Here is a 17,898-nt window from a genome sequence, read left to right as displayed (position 1 = left end):
TCCTCGCCGCGTGTCAGCCGCGCGTCACCGGAGTGTCCCGCGCACCGACACCCAGGTGCCGCTGGACCTCGGCGAGGATCCGGGCGAGCTCGGCGGGCTTGGTGAGCATCGGCCAGTGCCCGGAGTCGATGTCGACCAGGTCGAGGCTCGTGACCCGGGCCAGCTCGGGCACCTGCCCGGCGGCGATCATGTCCCGTGCCTGGGCGGGTGTGAACTCCGGGCACACCAGCACGACCGGTACGTCGAACCGCCGCTCGTCGGTCAGCCGTACGACGCCTCTGGCCACGCCCTCGGGGACCGGGACGGCCGCCGCCGCGAAGTCCCGCCGGGCCTGCTCGTCCAGGTCGGCCGCATCCGCGCCGTCGAACGGCTCCCAGCCCGGGAACGGCATGACACCGTCACGGACCTCGAAGAAGTTGGCGTACGTGTCTCCGTCGACTGCGGGAACCCCGCCGATCAGCACGACCTTCGCCACCCGATCCGGCCGGGCGTCGGCCGCCATCCAGGCCAGGCTGCACGCCGCCGAGTGCCCCACCACGATCGACCGGCCGGGGGCTGCGTCCACGGCGGCGAGCACCGTGGCCAGCTGGTCGGCCAGCGTAGCCGAGGTGTTCCCGTCGCCCTGCCCTGGCAGGGTCACCGGCACCGTACGCCGGTCCATCCTTTCCAGCTCGGCGGCGACGTCGGTCCACGCCGACCCGTCGAGCCACAAGCCGCCGACGAGCACGATCTGTTCTGCGGTCATGGCATCAGTCATGGCCTCACGCTAACCGCGATTCCGGACGTTCTACTCCGGTATGGTCTGGGCTTGTGTGCACCGGAACGAGCCCTACCGCCCGCGCCATCCGGACCCTCGAAATCCTGCGGGACCGCCCCGGAACGACCGCCGACCAGCTCGCCGCCGCCCTCGGCGTGACCGAGCGAGCCGCGCGACGCTACATCGGGATCCTTCGGGAAGCCGGCATCGAGGTCGAATCGGTCCGCGGGCCGTACGGCGGCTACCGGCTCTCGGCCGGGGCACCCGGCTGCCACCGGTCGTCTTCACCCAGGAACAGGCCCTCGGCCTGGTCATGGCGGTGCTCGACGGGCAGCCGGCCGCGATCGACCCCGACGACCCGATCGGCGCGGCACTCAGCAAAGTCATCCGGGCCCTGCCCGACAGCATCGGACGGCAGGCGGCGGCACTACGGGGGTACGCCTCGGCCACCCCCGACCGGCATACCGCCCGCCCCGACCCCGCCATCACGAACGCCCTGGTCACCGCCGTCGCCGACCGACGCCGCGTGATCGTCACCTATCGGGGTGAGAGCGGCGAGCAGTACGACGCCGAGGTCGACCCGTGGGCGGTCGTGGTGCGGCACCGACGCTGGTACCTGCTGTGCCACTCGCACCGCGCCGACGCGGTACGCACCTACCGGATCGACCGGGTACGTGCCGTACGACAGCTGCCGCACGGCTTTACCCCACCCGACGACCTGGACCCGGTCGCCGCCCTCGAGGAGCATCTCGGCGTCGGCTGGCAGTACCCCACCCGGGTCGTGTTCCACGCGCCGTACGAGCAGGTCGCCCCATGGATCCGGCCACCGATGGGCCGCCTCACTCCGGCCGGCGACCGGTGCGTCCTGGTCGGCAGCACCCGCAACCCCGCGATTTACGCCCAGGAGTGGCTGGCCGCCGTACCGTTCGATTTCACCGTCGAAGCAGGCCCGCAGCTGCGGGCCGCCGTCGCCACGGTCGCGGCCCGCTTCAGCGCGGCACTCCCGCCTCCATCACACGGGACCATGCCCGGCGGCTAGTAGTGCTTCGTTGGGTCTGTCGATGTCTGTTGCCGGTCGAGGGTCGAGGGTGTGACGGTTTGGTGGCAGGTGGGGCATGCGTCGGCCCAGGTGGCGAGTAGGGATTGCAACTCGCGGATCGTGCGGTAGGGGGTCAGGCCGACGCAGCCGCTTTTGGGTCGTGTCGCAGGCCATTCGGGGACCAGCCACCGTTCGGGCAGGCTGCCGTCGGTGTCGTGGGTGATGCGGTGGCCGGCCGGTCGGCGGGCTGCGCGAGGGCCTCGCCTTTGACCTGGACGCTGTAGGCGATGCCGCGTTCGTCGAGCGCGGCCCTATTCAGCCGCTGCAGCGCCTCTTTCCTCTTCCGGATCATGCCCCTGTGCCTCAGCTGTCAGGTCAGCCAGTTCTTCAACCTCGTGATGACCATAGATCTTCGAATCCAGCACCCGCAGCCCCAGACAGAAGGTGCTGGTGTCGCCGAATCGGCGGCGCAGGCTGGGCACCTCTTGGGCGAAGTACGCCGCTGCGGCGTGATTGGCCACGGCTGCCTGCCCGGCGACGATAAACAGATGCGGCCGACCCGTCCGCTGTATCCGGGCAAGCATGACGTACTCCACCTGACCCTTGACGCCCAACAACCTTCGTTTACCAACCGACAACGTCCAGTGGGTCCCGTTGATTGGATCGAATGGAGGAAAAACGAGACCAGGAAAGTGTCGTCGAATTGCTGCGGCGGTACGTGTGTTAGAGTGTGGGCCGCCGACACAAAACTCAGTATCGTCAGCGCGTCGAACTCGGGCTTCTTCTGCAGTTTGCAGATCGACGGCGGCGCCAGTGTTGCGTAGCAGGAAAGCCAGCTCAAAGACGGCGGCCATGTCGGTCCGATTGACCTGCCCGGTCGTGCCTGCCTGATCTCCAACGATTATCCGGATGGGATGGGCGCCCTTCATCGGCAGTCCAAGGAAACTACGTTCAGTGCGGATACGGCTACCCGTACGCAGCTGTTGATATCCCCAGACCGCGCTGCCAGCGATTGCGCTGGCAGCGACACCAAGAGCCAGTTGCTCGACGACTCCGTTCAAGTGCGCATCGCTCCGTCCGCCACCGTGTTCTCCCTGTTGGAAGCATTCTACCCTAGTTCGGCAAGCAATCCAGCCACTGTGGATGCCCAGGAGCGTTGCCGAATCAGATCAACACGTAGCTGCTCGGCGCGAGCAAATGCCGCCTCGCGATCGCCAAGCGCTCGGTCAATAGCTCTACCCCAAGCTGGCGCGTCCTCGGTATTGTCGCCTGTGATCGGAACAAGCAATTGCCCGATCCTGTCCGTTGGCCAAACTTCCTTCAGAAGCTCGCCGAGGCCAGTGTCTCGGCTGATCAACACCGGTACACCTGCCTTGATCGCCTCGACGCCGACAAGGCCGAAACCCTCCTTCCGCGAGGGCATCAGCACCAAGCTAGCTGCACGCAGGTCTTGGCTCAGCCGTGCTTCGTTCAAGGAGTACGGGAGGACCACGACGTCCAACGGTCCTGGGCCTGCCCAGGCCAGCAAGCTATTCCGAAGCTCGGCGGAGTGTCGATCGGGGGCACCACGGACGACAAGTTCAAGGCGGGCAGCGTTTGTGTCGCGATACCTTACGGCTTGCGCAACCGCCTGAGCGGCGAGATCGAGCCCTTTGAGTCTGGCATCCTCAGCCCGGCCGACGACCAGAATCCGCCAAGGCTGACCTGGTGGTGGACCAGGGTGCGGGACACTGCCGGTATCGAAGCCCGGATCGAGGCGAACTATCCGGGTCGGAGCCTCGTGGAGGTACCCCTGATAGCGTTCGAATAGCCGTGGCCCGACGGCGGCAGTCAGATTGGCGTCTCGGGCCAGTTCCAGTTCGACCCAGAGGCGATCTTCGGCGAGGGCACCGACGTCGGTCGACGTCTCCGAGCCCGGCGAGCTCTTCGCCTTGTACCATTCGATCTCGTCTGGTGCCATGTGGATAACATGAAGACGTTTGGCTTGGGGGTAGTCCTCAGCAAGGCGAAACGCGGCCGGACCAGTAATCCTGCCGTGGCCGATGATGACTTCGGGGACGTAGTCGGCGCGGAGCACCGAGCGTCGCGACAGGGCTTCAAGTCCACCCCCGCCGGGAGTTGAATCGGCGATCAGGAGTCGGACACCGCCTGCCTCTGCAGCTGCCCGATCAGCGTCGGTTGCAAAGAGGACTAGGCAGGTGACGTCTTGCCCGGCGGCGGCGAGTGCGGTGCATAGGTCGCGATTGAGAGTGCTCAAGCCGCCGTTGCCGGATCTCCATTCGGTGCCGATCGCAAGGATTTGTCGCCGATGCCCGAACCCGGTTTGTGCGCGGATCATCGTCGGAGGCGCGGCACCTTGATAACCTCCGGAACGTGGAAGATTGGCGCGCTTTCCTTCAGCACTCACCACCGTTGAGTCGTCCTGTATGGCTCCTGATGAGGCGCTGCCGGTATCGGCCATAGCCTGAAACTTGTCCAGCAGCTGGTCAACCTCTGCCATCGCTGGCTGCGGATCGATGAAGGAATATCCTGCGTGGCTCTGTACGCCGATCCGCAGCGGGCCGTGGACGTAGCTCCAACCGTCCGGGCCAACAGCTAGATCAAGCGCCGACCGCCGATGAATAGCCGCCCGATCGGCGTCCCCACGACGCTGATGGAGATCGGCAAGGACAAGTTCTGCTTCTACTGTGAACCATCTATAGTCGATGGCATCGTAGCGTTCGAATCCGTCCGCGATGATTCTTTCAACGCGTTCGGGAGACCGTATCAGCAATGCTCTGGCCAACGACACCCGGATTGGTAGCTCCTCTTGCACAATAGCGAAGTCACGGGTGCGGCGTAGCGCCTCCTCCAGAACGGGGACTGCCTCGTCGAACAGACTGAGGGCAACGAGGGACTGGCCGATCAGTCGCGATGCTTCGATGAGGCTTGCCTCGAATGGTGGAACCTGCCTCTGTGCGTAGGCCAGTGACTGCTCTCCTAGCGCCAGCGCCTCCTCCGGCTTGCCGTTCCACAGTGCCAGATCGCCGAGCCGGAGGGCGCGCCAAGCTGGTGATATTCTACCCGATGCGGGTGCTTTCAGCAGCGCTGTGAGTCGATCAGCCGGTCGGCCTGCTTGCCGGAGAATCAGGGCAAGGTAGGTGATCGGAATACGGGATTCACCGCTGCCCCAACTGCAGCGGATAGCCGTCATCGCCGCGCGGTAGGCCTCAGCGAGATCGTCGGTGTACATCAGGATCGAGGCCAAATTGCTCCACAACGTTGCGTTTTGCTTGCTCTCCTCGGCCTGAACGGCCCGCTTCAGCAAATCGGCGGCAAGTCGGTTCTGACCCACCCATTGGTGGGCCAACGCAGCCGCATTGAGAATGATGCTTTGGAGTCGACTGTCGCCAATCGGTGTCTCCGCACGCCAGCCGTTAGGGAAGAGCCTTCCGATCAGGATCAATCGCTCCTGATGGTCCCGTGGGCAGGCAAAAGTCAGTGGCTGATGCAGTGACCGGATGTAGTGTATGGCCGCGTCATCGTATCGCTGAAGGCTGCACAAGGCATTGAATAGCTCAATTGGGCGCTGCAAATCTGAGATGCCGCGTACATCTGTATAGGCACGATTCAGGGCCGACGTGAACTCGATCGCTACTGCCTGAACGATGGTGTCTGGTGCGGTGGCCGTCTGTAGGGCGCGGATAGCGCCCTGTACGACCGGATGGATCGCCCAGCGGGTGTCGCCGAGAGGGCGACGATCCGAGGCGACAAGCGAGAGATCCGCTAGACTCCCCAATACCCTGGGTACGTCGATCGGATCTGTGCTGAGGCGGGTGACCATCGCTCGGACCTCCCCGGTTGCCAGCGGCTGGGTGGAGGCCGCCACGACCTGCGCGACAAGGACCTCTTCCGAGGAGAGTTGCTGCAGGATGGAGTTCATGAAAGTAGCTCGTGCGCGGTCGATTTCCTGCTTCAGATTTGTTGGAAGACCTTCGGTGGCAACGGTGGTGACTATTTCGGAGGAGTCTACGCGGCGCGAGGCGAGAAATCGGGCTGCAAGTTGGAGGAGCAAGGGATGCATTCCGGTAGATTCGTCTAGTCGCGCCATGAGCAATTTGTCTTCTGGTAATCCAAAGCTCGATAGTAGGCGCTGTCCGTCTGTCGTAGTGAGTGGCGGCACGTTGACAAGTTCCACTCCGTACCGTGGTCGATCTGGTGCCGCCTCGAGGTTGATCGGCATGAGTCTGCTGGTAATGACAATCTGTGACCGCTTGCCGGTGCGAACGGCGGAAAGTAGGTCTACCAGTCGAGGGTCGACTATCCGTCGTCGGTCACCAGCCAGGTCGGACATCGGCTGCTGACCGACTTCAAGATCGCTTCGGAAAACCATCGAACTGAAAGCTTCGAGCTGGCGTTCCAGCGCGTCGATGACCAGAAGGCAACGACGGTTTAGCAGCGTGTGTACTGCGCGCTCGACCGGCCCACCGGCAACGTCTGACGATGCCTGATCAGCCAGCTTGCTGATCAGGGCACTTACGGTCCCGTCAAGATCTGTGAATGACCACCAAACTGCAACCTCTGGGCGATCTGCGAGGGGCAGGGCCGGGACAATCTGGTCCCAGAAGGTCCAGGCAATGGCAGATTTGCCCATGCCACCTACGGCGCGGAGCACGACGATGCGTCTTGCGGGCGAGTCGGCGACGGCGAAGTCCTTCAGCGTGGCCAGAATGTCGGTCCTGCCGACGAGCCCGTCTGGTGCCGTCAGTAGGTCGTACGGCTTCGAGACAATGTTGGCGACCCGGTCAGCTGGTGGTTGGACCGATCCGAGTAACTCGGCAAGATCTGGGCGGCGTACCGCCCGCAGCGCTGCGGGCAGCCGATCGCGCAGGTCGCGTTCGTCCAGCCAGTGCCAGATCCCACGCGCCTCGTAGCCTGACACGAACCGTGCCTGGTCAACGGGCGGGATGCCAAGGTGGTCTGCAAGATCACGCCAACTACCGCCGAGGCGCTCGTAGAAGCGGATTTGCCTAATGTCGGAAGGGGTCATGACACCGGGTCCGGTGCTTGCGAGGCACCCGCCGTGACGACATCGTCGACGGTGTCCCGTCGAGGGCAAGCGAGGCTGATCCAGAGCGGCGGTCGACCATGGATCCGATTGTCAGCGCTGAGCCGAAGCACGTATACAGGTTGCCACACGGCGGCCACCAGACTCACCCTGCGAGATCAATTTACGATGGTAATGTCCCATTTGTGGTCCCCGATGTTGCTTGGATGGTGCGAGCGGCCGGTTGGGGTGGTGCGTCCTCGTCCGCCTGAGTCTGGATGAACGACATCGACAGACCTAACAAAGCACCACTAGCCGCCGAGACGAGCGAGACGGAATCCGGGGCGTAGTCCGAGCGTTGCGTGGACACGACAGCCCACCCCCGCAGTGAGGGGTGAGCGTCGCCGTTGCGGAGGAACCTGTCAGGGGATCGCGGCGCCCACCTCGATCCAGGTGCTGTCGTCGTGCACGTCCCCGACGGAGATACCGTCGAGGATCTTCGTCATCTCGGCGTTCGACAGCCGACCGCTGCTGGCAACCTGCACCTTCACGCTGTCGTCCGCGTACACCCTGTTGCAGAATCCGACGAGGCAGGTGATCCCGGGCGACGGCTGCTGGTTGGAGTTCTCCGCCGGCCCGACGTAGATGAAGAAACTCCCCGGCGGTCCTTCGTCCAGCCCCGTACCGTACGGCCCGGTGAGGCCAGCGGTCGGCTGGGCCGGGCTGCTGAACAGCAGACCCGCGTAGTCACCGTTGCGAGCGGAAGCGATGCCGTTCAGCCCGGTCATCGTGTGCATCGCGGCCTCGTCCAGGCTGTATCCGGCCGGTAGGTAGTCCAACGTGATCGGTACCCTGGCCGGCGTGGGCGGGGCGGGGCGCCATCCGGCGGCCAGGTCGCGCAGATCCTCCGCCGACGGCAAGCTGGCGTTGTCGGACATGGAGTCGATCACCGCCCAGGCGTCCTCGGCGTACTCCCAGGCAAGAGTCCGGTGCGCCGCCCAGTTCAGCCATCGTCTGTCGAGTTCGAGCCCGGGGCGGCCGGCGACCGTCACGCTCTGCGCGTCGACCAGCGTCGTGGGGTCGTACGCGCCGGGCCGGTAGACCGTCAGGTAGGCGTGCAGGCTCGGCTCGTCCCGCCCGGGGTTCAGCCCCGAGTCCTCCTTCTCCGACTTGTCGTTGGTCGTCATGCCGTCCGCGTACACCCTGGTGAGCTGGTAGGCGGTCGACACGATGACCGGGTCCGCGACCCGCAGTTCTCCGACCCGGTAGCCGGCGAAGGTGAAGGTAAAGGGTGGCCCCGGTACCGCAGCGGCCTGGGCCGCACCCGCAGCCGTTGCCTCGCCGAACGGGTCGCCGGTGACCGGTGGGGACGCCCCGCCGAGCAGCGACGGTGCCATGATGGCCGTCGCGACGCCGGCCGCGACAGCCGTCGCGCCGGAGGTCAGCCAACCGAACCTGCGACGACGCTGGGCGCGCCGCCCCGATTCGACGATGTCGTCAACGCTGTAGCGCGGCGGCGGTGACTCGGACGTCGCCAGGTCCACCAGATCCTGCATTCGCATCGGGCCACTCCTCATGCTCCGTGATCCCCTCCAGGGCAATACCTTCGGCGGCGAGAGCTGCCTGTAGCTTCGCCAGACCCCTTGCTGTCTGGCTCCGGACCGTGCCGGCCCGTAGGCCGAGGGCCTTCCCGGCCTCCTCCGCCGTCAGGCCCAGGTAGAACCGCAGCACGAGCACGGCCCGTTGGCGGACCGGCACCGCGCGCAGCGCCGTACGGATCCGTAACCGGTCGTCGACGGCTCCGCTCGGGTCGGCGTGGGGGAGATCGGGTATGGCGTCACCCGCCGGTCGTTCGTGGCGCCACCACGGCCGACGGACCTCGTCGATCGCAGCCCGGATCACCATGGTCCGGGCGTAGCTGTCCGGGTGGTCGAGGCGTCCCCAGCGCGGATACAGCTTCGACAGTGCGTTGGCGACCGCGTCCTCGGCGGCGTGCCAGTTGCCGCAGGTCAGGAACGCCAGGTTCCGCAGCGCGCCCATCCGGGAAGCCACGAACTCACGGAATTCATCTTGGTGCTCTGGTGTCACCGGGTTGCTCCCTCCGATGGTGACAGGACGTCCGCAGCCCGCCCGAACGCTGCACGCCCCGGCAAGATTTCTCCGCTCAGGCGGCGAGGCGAGAACCTGGGACCGCCAGCGCGGCGAGCGCCGCCGCGGCCATGACTGCCGCCGAGACGACGAAGGCGACTGCGTAGCCGGACTCGGCCGGCACGGACGTGCCGGCTACCAGGGCCGACGTCACGATCGCCGGCCCCGCTTGGGCACCGAGCGCCCCGCCGATCGTGCGCATGATGGTGTTGACGCCGGTGGCCACGCCGGTCTCCTGCGGCTGGACGGCGGAAACGACGAGGTTGACCACCGAGGAGAAGGAGAAGCCGACGCCGACACCGATGATGCCGGCACCGGTCGCGATGGCCCACGCGGAGTCGAGTCCCGCAGCGATCACGACGAAGCCGGCCAGGCTGATCACGCAGGCCGCCACGAGAATGCTCTTGAAGCCGGTACGGGCACCGAGCCGCCCGGCGGCGGGACCGGCGATCAGCATCGTGACGGCCATCGGCAGCAGGAACAGCCCGGATCCGGTCGGCGTGGCACCGAATCCGTAGCCTGCGTCGGCCGGCGTCTGGACGAACTGCGGGACCAGACTGAACGCGCTGTAGAGCCCGGAGCCGATGAGCAGGGCGACGAGGTTCGCGCCCAGCACCGACCGCCGTCCCAGCATCGACAGGTCGATCAGCGGCTCGTCGACGCGTCGCTCGACCACGGCGAACACCGCGAGCGCCACAGCGCCGGACACGACGAGCGCGGCGGTAGCGGTCAGTGTCCACGTCCGGGCCTGGCTGATCGCGAGGAGCACCGCAGCCAGCCCCGCCGTCACCAGGATCGCGCCCAGCCAGTCGATCCGGCCGGGATGTCGGGTCGGGGTCTCGCTGATCGACGCGGCAACGGCGGCGAACGCGATCGTGACCGCGATCAGGCTGATCCAGAAGATCCAGGACCAGCCGAGGTGGTCCAGGATCGGGCCGGCGACGACGAGGCCGATGCCGAAACCGATGCCGAAGGTGGCGCTGATCGTGCCGATGACCACGGGCACCCGGTCGCGGTCGAACATGTCTCGCACCAGGCCGAACGCGAGCGGGAAGCTGGCCGCGCCGAGTCCCTGGACGGCCCGGCCGGCGATCAGCGTGCCCGCGTCGGCGGCGAGGGCCGACACGAGCGTGCCGAGCCCGAGGAGGGCGAGGCTGACCAGCATCAGCCGCTTCCTGCCGAACATGTCGCCGAGCCGTCCGAGCAGGACCGCGCCGACCGACGAGGTCAGCAGGAACGCGCTGAGCACCCAGGACATGGTCGAGGGCGAGGCGCGGAACTCGGTACGCAGTTCCGGTAGCGCGGGAATCACCATTGTCTGCAGGAGCGAGAACGACAGCACCGCGCACAGCAGGGCGGCGAACGCTCCACGCGGCGACCGGAGTCTTTGTCGGGTCACATCAGGAGGGGTCACACCAGTTCCGTTTCGCGTGTTCTGGGCGGAAACTGTCGCCGATGGCCGCCCTGCCTACGCGCGACGCCGGGGTGGGCAGGGCGGCCGTGCGGCGTCAGCCGAGCTTGAGGAGCAGGTCGGAAAGCTCGACGGGCGCGGTGACCATGCAGTCGTGCCCGGTGGCCAGTTCCCACCGCTGGGCGGGGGTGCCGTTGGGCTGGACCGGGGGCACCGGCCGCCGGTGCGGCGGGGCGCCGACGGTGCACTCGATGTGCGTACGCGGGATCCGGTCCGCCGCCGGGTTGTCCAATCGGACCCGCTGCTGGAAGGAGAGGACTGTGGCGTCGGAGAGCAGGGTGCGCAGCCACGCCTTGTCGGCGGGATCGGTCACGCCGAACAGCCCGGTGTCGGGCCGCTCCGGCAGCGGTGGGATGCGCCAGGGGGCGTCGGTCTGGGCGGCCTGGTCGATCAGGAACTGGGTCAGCGGAATGACGTCGACGACGTTCTCGCCGTCGGTGGGGACCATGGCGTCGAGGTAGACCAGCTGCGCGATCCGTTCCGGGACCTCGTTGATCACCGAGGTGACGACCATCCCGGCGTAGCTGTGTCCGACCAGCACCACATCGGTCAGGTCCTCGTCCTTGATCAGCCGTACGACGTCCTCGACGTGGGTGTCGAGACCCGTGGCCGGACTCAGCAGGTGAGCCTTGTCGCCGTAGCCGGTCAGTGACGGAGTGAGGACCCGGTGTCCGGCTTCGGCCAGCAGCGGGACCACCCGCTGCCAGGCTGCACCGCTGTGCCAGGCGCCGTGCACCAGAAGGTAGGTGGACATGCTTCTCCTTCGATGAGCTGACGAGGGTGGCTGGGCCGCTCCGATGGTCAGTATCGGCCAATGGTTGGAACACTACAACGATTGTTTGACCCATACAATCGAGGGCTGGGTATGATGGGTCACATGGCAACGACGACGCGCACCGAGCCACTGGCACAGTTGGGCGTGCTCCTCGCCGGTCGCGGCGCGGTCGCCAGTGCCCGCGTCCGTGACACCCTGGCCGCCCAGGGCCTGACCATGCGGTGTGTCTTCACGCTGACCCACCTGGCCGACGGGCCGGTCAGCCAGCAGGCGCTCGTCGACCTTCTCGGCGTCGACCCGAGCGCGCTCGTCGCGGTGCTGAACGAGTTGGAGAGCCTGGGCATGGCCTCCCGGCAGCGTGACCCGGCGGACCGCCGCCGGCACATCGTCACGATCACGCCACAGGGCACCGCGGCGCTGCGGTCCGTCGACTCGGCGCTGAACAGCGCGGACGACGACCTGTTCGCCGCGCTCTCCCCCGACGAGCGAGATCAGCTCGAGCGGCTGCTGGCCAAGGTCGCCGACGCGGACTCCTGCCGCGACAAGTACTGAACCTCACCTGCGACAAGCTCGGCTCGTCGGCCCTGGGTCGGGCCGACGAGCCGTCTGCTGCCGCTGCCGCTGGTCTACCGGCGCAGCCCGTTCTACGGGCGCCCGGGTGACTGGGTGGTGTCCGATGGTGGCCGGCGCAGCCCGTCCAGGAGGAGGGTGACGACGCCGTCGGCCTCGGCCCGCCAGTCGTCGCGGTCGTGGGCCGCGCCGATGCCGTGCAGGGCCATCATGATGGCGCCGGCGCCCACGTCGTCGCGGATCGCGCCGCTGCGGGCGGCGGCGGCCACCAGGTCGGTGACGGCCTGCTCCAGCGCCCGACTGCCCTCGGCGAGGGTGCCGGACCCGGCACTCGCCGCCGCTCCGGTGGTCATCAGCGTGGCCAGGGTCCGGGCCAGGCCGGCGTGGGCCTGCAGGTAGTCGACCATGCCGCGCAGGAAGGTCGTCAACGCCTCTGCGGCGGGCAGCGTTGCCTGCAGGTCGCGGGCGCGGGCGCACAGCGTGGCGACCTCCTCGCGGTAGACCGCCTCGGCCAGCGCCTCCCGGGTGGGGAAGTGGCGGTACAGCGTGCCGGTGCCCACTCCGGCGAGCCGGGCGAAGTCATCGAAGCGCAGGTCGAAGAAGGCCCCGGTGGCGAAGAGCTCCCGGGCCGTGGCGAGCAGGGCTGCGCGGTTGCGTCGGGCGTCGGCGCGCAGCGGCTTGTCGGTCATGGGCACCTCGTGTCGACCAAAATGGAGATGATCTCCATTTCAGTCTACCGTACGAGGTGCAGGGTGAAGATCCTGATGTTCGGCCACGGTAGGTTGTCCCGGTGACGGGGGTGGCGGCGACGCGGGTGCAGATCTGGACCGACGGCGCGTGCAGCGGCAATCCGGGGCCGGGCGGTTGGGGTGCCCTGCTGCGCTACGGCGAAGCCGAGAAGGAACTGTCCGGCGGTGAGGCCGCCATGACGACGAACAACCGGATGGAACTCACCGCCCCCATCCGGGCGCTGGCCGCGCTGACCCGCCCGTCCACCGTCGACCTCTGGACCGACAGCACGTACGTCCGCAACGGTGTCATGTCGTGGATGGCGAACTGGAAACGCAACGGCTGGCGGACCAAGGCCGGCGAGCCGGTCAAGAACGAGGACCTGTGGCGGGAACTCGACGCGGCCGTCGCCCGCCACCACGAGGTCGTCTGGCACTGGGTCAAGGGCCACGCCGGCCACGTGGAGAACGAACGCGCCGACCGGCTCGCGGCGCGTGGTCAGCGGGACGCGCTGGAGGCCGCCGGCGTCCCGGTGCCGCCGGTGCCGCAGCCGCGCCGCCGTACCCGGCGGTGAACGCCGGGCGCACGCCCGGCGTTCCGTACCACCAGCGACGCGACGCCAACGCGGCCAGCCCGGCGCCGACGGTGTTGAGCAGCACGTCGTCGACCGAGGAGACCCGGTCCAGCCGCAGGACGTACTGCGCGGTCTCGACCAGGACCGAACAGCCGGCCGCGAGGGCCAGGACACGCGGCACCGACGCGAACGCCGCGAACCGCAGCGGGGCGAAGAAACCCAGCGCGGCGAAGACCAGCAGGTTGCCGACGACCTGAACGGTGACCGTCACCGGATCGCTGGCCAGGACCGCGAGCAGATCCCGCAGCGGCACGAGGCTCAGCCGCCCGTCGACGGTGCCGGCCCGGTCGCCCGGCAACATGATCATCCAGACCCAGGGCGCGGTGCCGTACCCGATGCCGACCTCGGCCACCGAGCGCCGCCACGCCCGCGTGGGCGTGGCCCCGGCGACGGTCCGTCGGTACGCCAACGCCCACACCGCCAGGGCGGCCACCGGCAGTACGGCAACCGTGCACAGGACCACACCCGTGATCGTTCCCGGCACGCCGTACCGCCCCTCGGCCCTCGCACTCCCGGTCGCCGGCGGCTACCCGCCCGCCTGCTCCCGCAGAGTGTCCCGCACCTGCATGAGGGCGAAGCCGAGCAGGTTGAGCCCACGCCACCGGGTGGGATCGGCGGCGGCCGGGTCGTCGCGGGTCAGCCCGATGCCCCAGATCCGGTCCATCGGGCTGGCCTCGACCAGGACCCGCTCCCCGGTGCCGAGCAGGTACGCGCCCAGGTCGGGGTGCTGGCTGAACTTGGCCAGGTTGCCGGCGACCACGATCGGTACCCGGTGGGCGTTCCAGGTGCGCTGGTCGAAGCCGGCGACCCGGCCGCCGAGCACCTTCGCGGCGCGCGGGTGGGGTGCGGCGAGAATCCGCTGCGCCATGGCCCGGTCGTCGAACAGAATCGCCTTACGCCACATCATGTAGTGCTCGGCGGTGGCGAACCCGACCCCGTCGACGGTGAACCCGATCGGCGACCACTGGCTGAGGCAGCCCGCGCCGACGCTGCCGTCGGCCTCCGGCTGATGACCCCAGAAGAACAGGAACCTGACCCGGTGACCGGCGGCCATCCGGTCGGCGACGTCCCGCACCTGTGCCAACATGGCCGCCAGTCTGCTGCCGAAGGTCGCGACAGCGCCAGCCGCACCCGGCGGTGACCGCCCGCAGCCGCGGTCAGTTCGGCCGGCTCGCCAGCTTCGTCTTCTATCGGGCCGGCAGCCCTGCGCAGCGTTGCGACTGACCACCGTCGCGGCTCGACACCGGGGGAGCCGCGACCTTGACTTCACGTCGACTTGACATTCGAGACTGTCTCCAGTGACCACGGATCATCGGAGGTGGACAGGATGTGGGCTGCGGTTTTCCGTCGGTACGGCGGGCCGGAGGTGCTGGAATGGGGGCAGGTCGACACCCCGGACGCGGGGCCCGGCGAGGTCCGGGTCCGCGTACGGGCGGCCGGCGTGCAACCCATCGACTGCGCGGTACGGGCCGGGTTCACCCCCGTCTGGCTGAAGTCGAGACTGCCCGCCGTGCCGGGCAACGAGTTCGCCGGAGTGGTCGACCAGGTCGGCGCCGACGTCACCGGGATCGCCGTCGGCGACGAGGTGCTCGGCTTCGGCTTCATGAACGCGGCGGCGGAGTTCGTCGTCGTACCCGCCGACCAGGTGACCGCCAAACCGGCCGGGATGACGTGGGAGGTCGCCGGTGGCTTCAGCGGCGCAGCCCAGACCGCGCACATCGCCCTCGAGATCATCCGCCCCGTGGCCGGTGAGACCCTGCTGGTGCACGGCGCGGCCGGTGCCGTCGGCGCGGTCGCGGTGCAGCTCGCCGTCGACGCGGAAGCCCGCGTCGTGGGCACGGCCAGTGCCGCCAACCGGGACTACCTGCGGTCCCTCGGCGCGGTGCCGGTCGACTACCGGCTAGGGCTGACCGAACAGCTCCGTACGCTGCTGCCCGACGGTGCCGACGCGGTGCTCGACGGTGCCGGCGGCGCGGCCCTGGACCTGTCGCTCGACCTGTGCGCCGACCGGTCCCGGATCCTCACCCTGGTCGACCACGACCGCGCCGCCGAACTCGGCATCCGGACCACCGAGAACCTGAGATCGGCCGACCGCCTGGCCGCGCTGGCCGCCCGCTACGCCACCGGTGATCTGCGTTTCCTGATCCGCCGTGCCTATCCGATGGCGCAGGCCGCCGACGCCCACCGCGAGGTGGAAAGGCGTCACGGCCGTGGCAAGGTGGTGCTGGTCGCGTGAAGATCGGCGTGATCCTGCCCTCCCTGCCGGTGCTGCGCCCAAGAGTGCCGCAACTGGTCACTGTCGACCGACGAGGATGCAGAACGGGTGCCCGGCGGGGTCGGCGAGTACGTGGAGCGGTCCTCGGCGTCGTCCGTGCGGTCGTAGAGCAGGCTGGCCCCGAACTGCTCCGCTCGTCGGCGGTGCCGCTCCAACGCGTCAACGGTCGTTACCCGCAGGTCCAGGTGCATCTGCTTGGGGACCTTGAGACATCGGCTGGGCCCGCACGTCCTCAGGGTTACGGTGCAATCGTGTAGCACCTTGTAGCACTCGTGATTATGCTGTCCCTATGGCCGAACCGCTGCCGAGAGAGATCACCCAGCGCGAGCTGCGCAACGAGTCCGGTGCGATCATGCGTGGTGTCGAGCGCGGCGAGTCGTACGTCATCACCCGCAACGGCACCCCGATCGCCCGGCTCATCCCACTCCGGCGACGGACGTTCGTCCCACGGGCTGAGGCGATCGCGGCGTTCGCTACCGCCCCGGTGCTCGACGTCGAGCGGCTCCGAGCCGACCTCGACGACGCGGTCGATCAGGATCCGTTCGATCGTGACTGGTGAACCGGCCGGTCGTGGCCTGATCGACACCAACATCGTCGTGCACCTGGCAGTGCTCGACCCCGACTGCCTGCCGGCCGAACTCGTCATCAGCGCGGTCACCCTTGCGGAGTTGTCAGCTGGCCCGCACCACACCGACGACCCCAATGAACGTGCTCGACGGCTCAACGTTCTGCAACACGTCGAGGCCGCCTTCGACCCGTTGCCGTTCGACGCGGAGGCTGCCCGAGCGTACGGGATGATCCGTGCGGCCGTGCTCGGTGCCGGCCGTAAGCCACGGCGCCGGCTCACCGACCTGATGATCGCCTCGGTGGCGGTAGTCAACAGGCTGCCGCTGTACACCACGAACCCGGACGACTTCATCGGTCTGACCAACCTGGTCGACGTGCGGTCGGTCCCGCGTCCCTGACAATCCCTACACGCCCATGGGGTGTCGCCGGATCGGCACCTGGCCGGTCCCCGCAGTCCTGGATACGCCACGGGTGAGCCGCCCGGTGTTCGACCTCCGGCCAGCTCAACGCAGCGCGTTGGAAAGATTTGTGCCGATCTAATGATTGGCATGAGTGGATCGCACCCCCACCACTGCCATCACCCGATCGACGACTACCAGCCCGACCAGGTCCCGTACGGCCAGATCGACCCCGCCGGGCACGCGGCCGGCGGCCTCGGGCGTCGGTCCATGCTGGCCGCCGCCGGCGGCATGCTGATGCTCGCCGCCGTCCCCGGCACCGCGCGGGCCGCCACCGCCATGACCGCCGTCACACCGGCCGTGACCGCACCCGGCGCGTCCCGCGCGTCCCGGATCAGCCAGGGCACCACTCTGGTCCACGCCGACCTGCACAACCACACCGTCATGTCCGACGGGGACGGCAGCGCCGACCAGGCGTTCGCCTCGATGCGCGAAGCCGGACTCGACGTCGCCGCGCTCACCGACCACGCCACGATGTTCGCCATCAGCGGGCTCAGCCAGTCGGAGTGGAACACCACCGGCAACCTCGCCAACGCCGCCGACGACCCCGGTCAGTTCACCGCGATCCGTGGCTTCGAGTGGTCGCACCCGCTGCAGGGCCACATCAACGTGTGGAACACCTCGGACTTCGCCGACCTGCTGCGGGCCGGCAGCCCCGGCAGCCTCTACCGGTGGCTGACCGGCCGGCCCGGTGGCCTGGCCAGCTTCAACCACCCAGGGCGGGAGATCGGCCGGTTCGACAACTTCTCGTACGAGGCGGCGGCCCGCCCGCAACTCGTCGGCCTGGAAATGTTCAACCGGACCGACGACTACCTGTTCGAAGGCTGGTCGTCCCGGACGACCTCACCGCTGGTGGCCTGCCTCAACGCCGGCTGGCGACCCGGTCTGACCGGGGTCACCGACGAGCACGGCACCACCTGGGGGTTCCACGAAGGCAAGGGTCGCAGCGGACTCTGGGTCACCGAGAACACCCGCGCGGCGGTGTTCGAGGCGATGGCGGCCCGCCGCTGCTTCGCCACCCGGGTCTCCGGCCTGCGCCTGGACGCGACCGCGAACGGCGTACGGATGGGCGGAGTCATCGGGCTGACCGCCGGTGACGTCCGGTTCCGGGTTGACCTGGACCGAGGTGCGGTCTGGGACGGCAAGCCGCTGCGGATCCAGGTCCTGCGCCCCGGTACGTCGGCCCCCACCGTCGTCGACGTCGTCGACACCGTCTCCGGGTCGGTCGCCGACTTCACCGTGCCGCTCGACGCCGCCGACGGCGACTGGATCGTGCTGCGGGTCTCCGACCCGGAGCTGGCCAACCCGACGCCCGGCCCGGCCGGGCACCCGTGCAACGACTTCGGGGTGGCGTACAGCAGTCCATGGTGGCTGCAACCCTGACTTCGTCCGCCGCCGCCGAGCGACGAGGTGTCCTGGCTGGACCGGTTGCCCGAACTCCGGCCGGAG

General features: G+C 68.3%; 15 protein-coding genes and 2 pseudogenes. 7 read left to right on the top strand and 10 right to left on the bottom strand.

The window, feature by feature from the left end:
- Positions 1–13 precede the first annotated feature (13 nt).
- Complete coding sequence (locus O7608_RS30865; RefSeq protein WP_289211109.1) at positions 14–745, bottom strand: alpha/beta fold hydrolase; 732 nt, start codon at positions 743–745, stop codon at positions 14–16.
- A 116-nt stretch (positions 746–861) separates the two neighbouring features.
- On the opposite strand from O7608_RS30865, the pseudogene O7608_RS30860 reads away from it, so the two are divergent.
- Positions 862–1,796: pseudogene (locus tag O7608_RS30860) on the top strand (helix-turn-helix transcriptional regulator).
- Positions 1,797–2,107: 311 nt separating this feature from the next.
- Here the strand turns inward: O7608_RS30860 and O7608_RS30855 are convergent.
- The 6 genes from O7608_RS30855 to O7608_RS30830 all read right to left on the bottom strand — a co-directional run bounded on the left by O7608_RS30855 (position 2,108) and on the right by O7608_RS30830 (position 11,195).
- Positions 2,108–2,857, bottom strand: coding sequence for a hypothetical protein (locus O7608_RS30855; protein ID WP_289207888.1), 750 nt, complete (start codon positions 2,855–2,857; stop codon positions 2,108–2,110).
- 47 nt (positions 2,858–2,904) lie between these two features.
- Positions 2,905–6,825, bottom strand: a complete 3,921-nt coding sequence (locus tag O7608_RS30850; RefSeq protein ID WP_289207887.1) for a glycosyltransferase — start codon at positions 6,823–6,825, stop codon at positions 2,905–2,907.
- Between the two features lie 419 nt (positions 6,826–7,244).
- On the bottom strand, positions 7,245–8,384 hold the full coding sequence (locus O7608_RS30845) for a hypothetical protein (RefSeq protein WP_289207886.1): 1,140 nt from the start codon (positions 8,382–8,384) through the stop codon (positions 7,245–7,247).
- The gene (locus O7608_RS30840) at positions 8,320–8,910 is read right to left on the bottom strand and encodes a SigE family RNA polymerase sigma factor (RefSeq protein ID WP_289207885.1); all 591 of its coding nucleotides are present in this window, start codon (positions 8,908–8,910) and stop codon (positions 8,320–8,322) included. Before O7608_RS30840 ends, O7608_RS30845 begins: the two co-directional genes overlap by 65 nt.
- Positions 8,911–8,986: 76 nt before the next feature.
- Positions 8,987–10,384, bottom strand: coding sequence for an MFS transporter (locus tag O7608_RS30835; protein WP_289207884.1), 1,398 nt, complete (start codon positions 10,382–10,384; stop codon positions 8,987–8,989).
- A 94-nt stretch (positions 10,385–10,478) separates the two neighbouring features.
- Positions 10,479–11,195: an alpha/beta hydrolase gene (locus O7608_RS30830; protein ID WP_289207883.1), complete on the bottom strand. Its 717-nt coding sequence runs from the start codon at positions 11,193–11,195 to the stop codon at positions 10,479–10,481.
- Between the two features lie 123 nt (positions 11,196–11,318).
- On the opposite strand from O7608_RS30830, the gene O7608_RS30825 reads away from it, so the two are divergent.
- A complete protein-coding gene (locus O7608_RS30825; RefSeq protein WP_289207882.1) occupies positions 11,319–11,768 on the top strand; it encodes a MarR family winged helix-turn-helix transcriptional regulator in 450 nt (149 codons plus the stop codon).
- 92 nt (positions 11,769–11,860) lie between these two features.
- Here O7608_RS30825 and O7608_RS30820 read toward each other — a convergent pair whose 3' ends face one another.
- Positions 11,861–12,475, bottom strand: a complete 615-nt coding sequence (locus tag O7608_RS30820; protein WP_289207881.1) for a TetR/AcrR family transcriptional regulator — start codon at positions 12,473–12,475, stop codon at positions 11,861–11,863.
- A 101-nt stretch (positions 12,476–12,576) separates the two neighbouring features.
- Between O7608_RS30820 and rnhA the strand changes: the two genes are divergently transcribed.
- On the top strand, positions 12,577–13,089 hold the full coding sequence (rnhA, locus tag O7608_RS30815) for a ribonuclease HI (RefSeq protein WP_289207880.1): 513 nt from the start codon (positions 12,577–12,579) through the stop codon (positions 13,087–13,089).
- 55 nt (positions 13,090–13,144) lie between these two features.
- Here the strand turns inward: rnhA and O7608_RS30810 are convergent.
- Both O7608_RS30810 and ybiA read right to left on the bottom strand, forming a co-directional pair.
- Positions 13,145–13,456: pseudogene (locus tag O7608_RS30810) on the bottom strand (VanZ family protein); the annotation flags it as partial.
- A gap of 219 nt (positions 13,457–13,675) precedes the next feature.
- Entirely contained in the window at positions 13,676–14,236 is a 561-nt protein-coding gene (gene ybiA / locus O7608_RS30805; RefSeq protein ID WP_289207879.1) for a riboflavin biosynthesis intermediates N-glycosidase, read from the bottom strand.
- 240 nt (positions 14,237–14,476) lie between these two features.
- Between ybiA and O7608_RS30800 the strand changes: the two genes are divergently transcribed.
- The 4 genes from O7608_RS30800 to O7608_RS30785 all read left to right on the top strand — a co-directional run bounded on the left by O7608_RS30800 (position 14,477) and on the right by O7608_RS30785 (position 17,832).
- On the top strand, positions 14,477–15,385 hold the full coding sequence (locus tag O7608_RS30800; protein ID WP_289207878.1) for an NADP-dependent oxidoreductase: 909 nt from the start codon (positions 14,477–14,479) through the stop codon (positions 15,383–15,385).
- A 328-nt stretch (positions 15,386–15,713) separates the two neighbouring features.
- Positions 15,714–15,983, top strand: a complete 270-nt coding sequence (locus tag O7608_RS30795; RefSeq protein WP_289207877.1) for a type II toxin-antitoxin system Phd/YefM family antitoxin — start codon at positions 15,714–15,716, stop codon at positions 15,981–15,983.
- Positions 15,973–16,389 (top strand): type II toxin-antitoxin system VapC family toxin, encoded by a 417-nt coding sequence (locus O7608_RS30790; protein WP_289207876.1) that lies wholly within the window; start codon positions 15,973–15,975, stop codon positions 16,387–16,389. The genes O7608_RS30795 and O7608_RS30790 overlap by 11 nt, the downstream gene beginning before the upstream one ends.
- A 150-nt stretch (positions 16,390–16,539) precedes the next feature.
- On the top strand, positions 16,540–17,832 hold the full coding sequence (locus tag O7608_RS30785) for a CehA/McbA family metallohydrolase (RefSeq protein WP_289207875.1): 1,293 nt from the start codon (positions 16,540–16,542) through the stop codon (positions 17,830–17,832).
- Positions 17,833–17,898: the final 66 nt, after the last annotated feature.

Source organism: Solwaraspora sp. WMMA2056 (assembly GCF_030345095.1).
GTDB lineage: Bacteria > Actinomycetota > Actinomycetes > Mycobacteriales > Micromonosporaceae > Micromonospora_E.
Note: the sequence above shows the minus strand (reverse complement) of the source record. Positions and strands in the feature narration are given on the sequence as shown.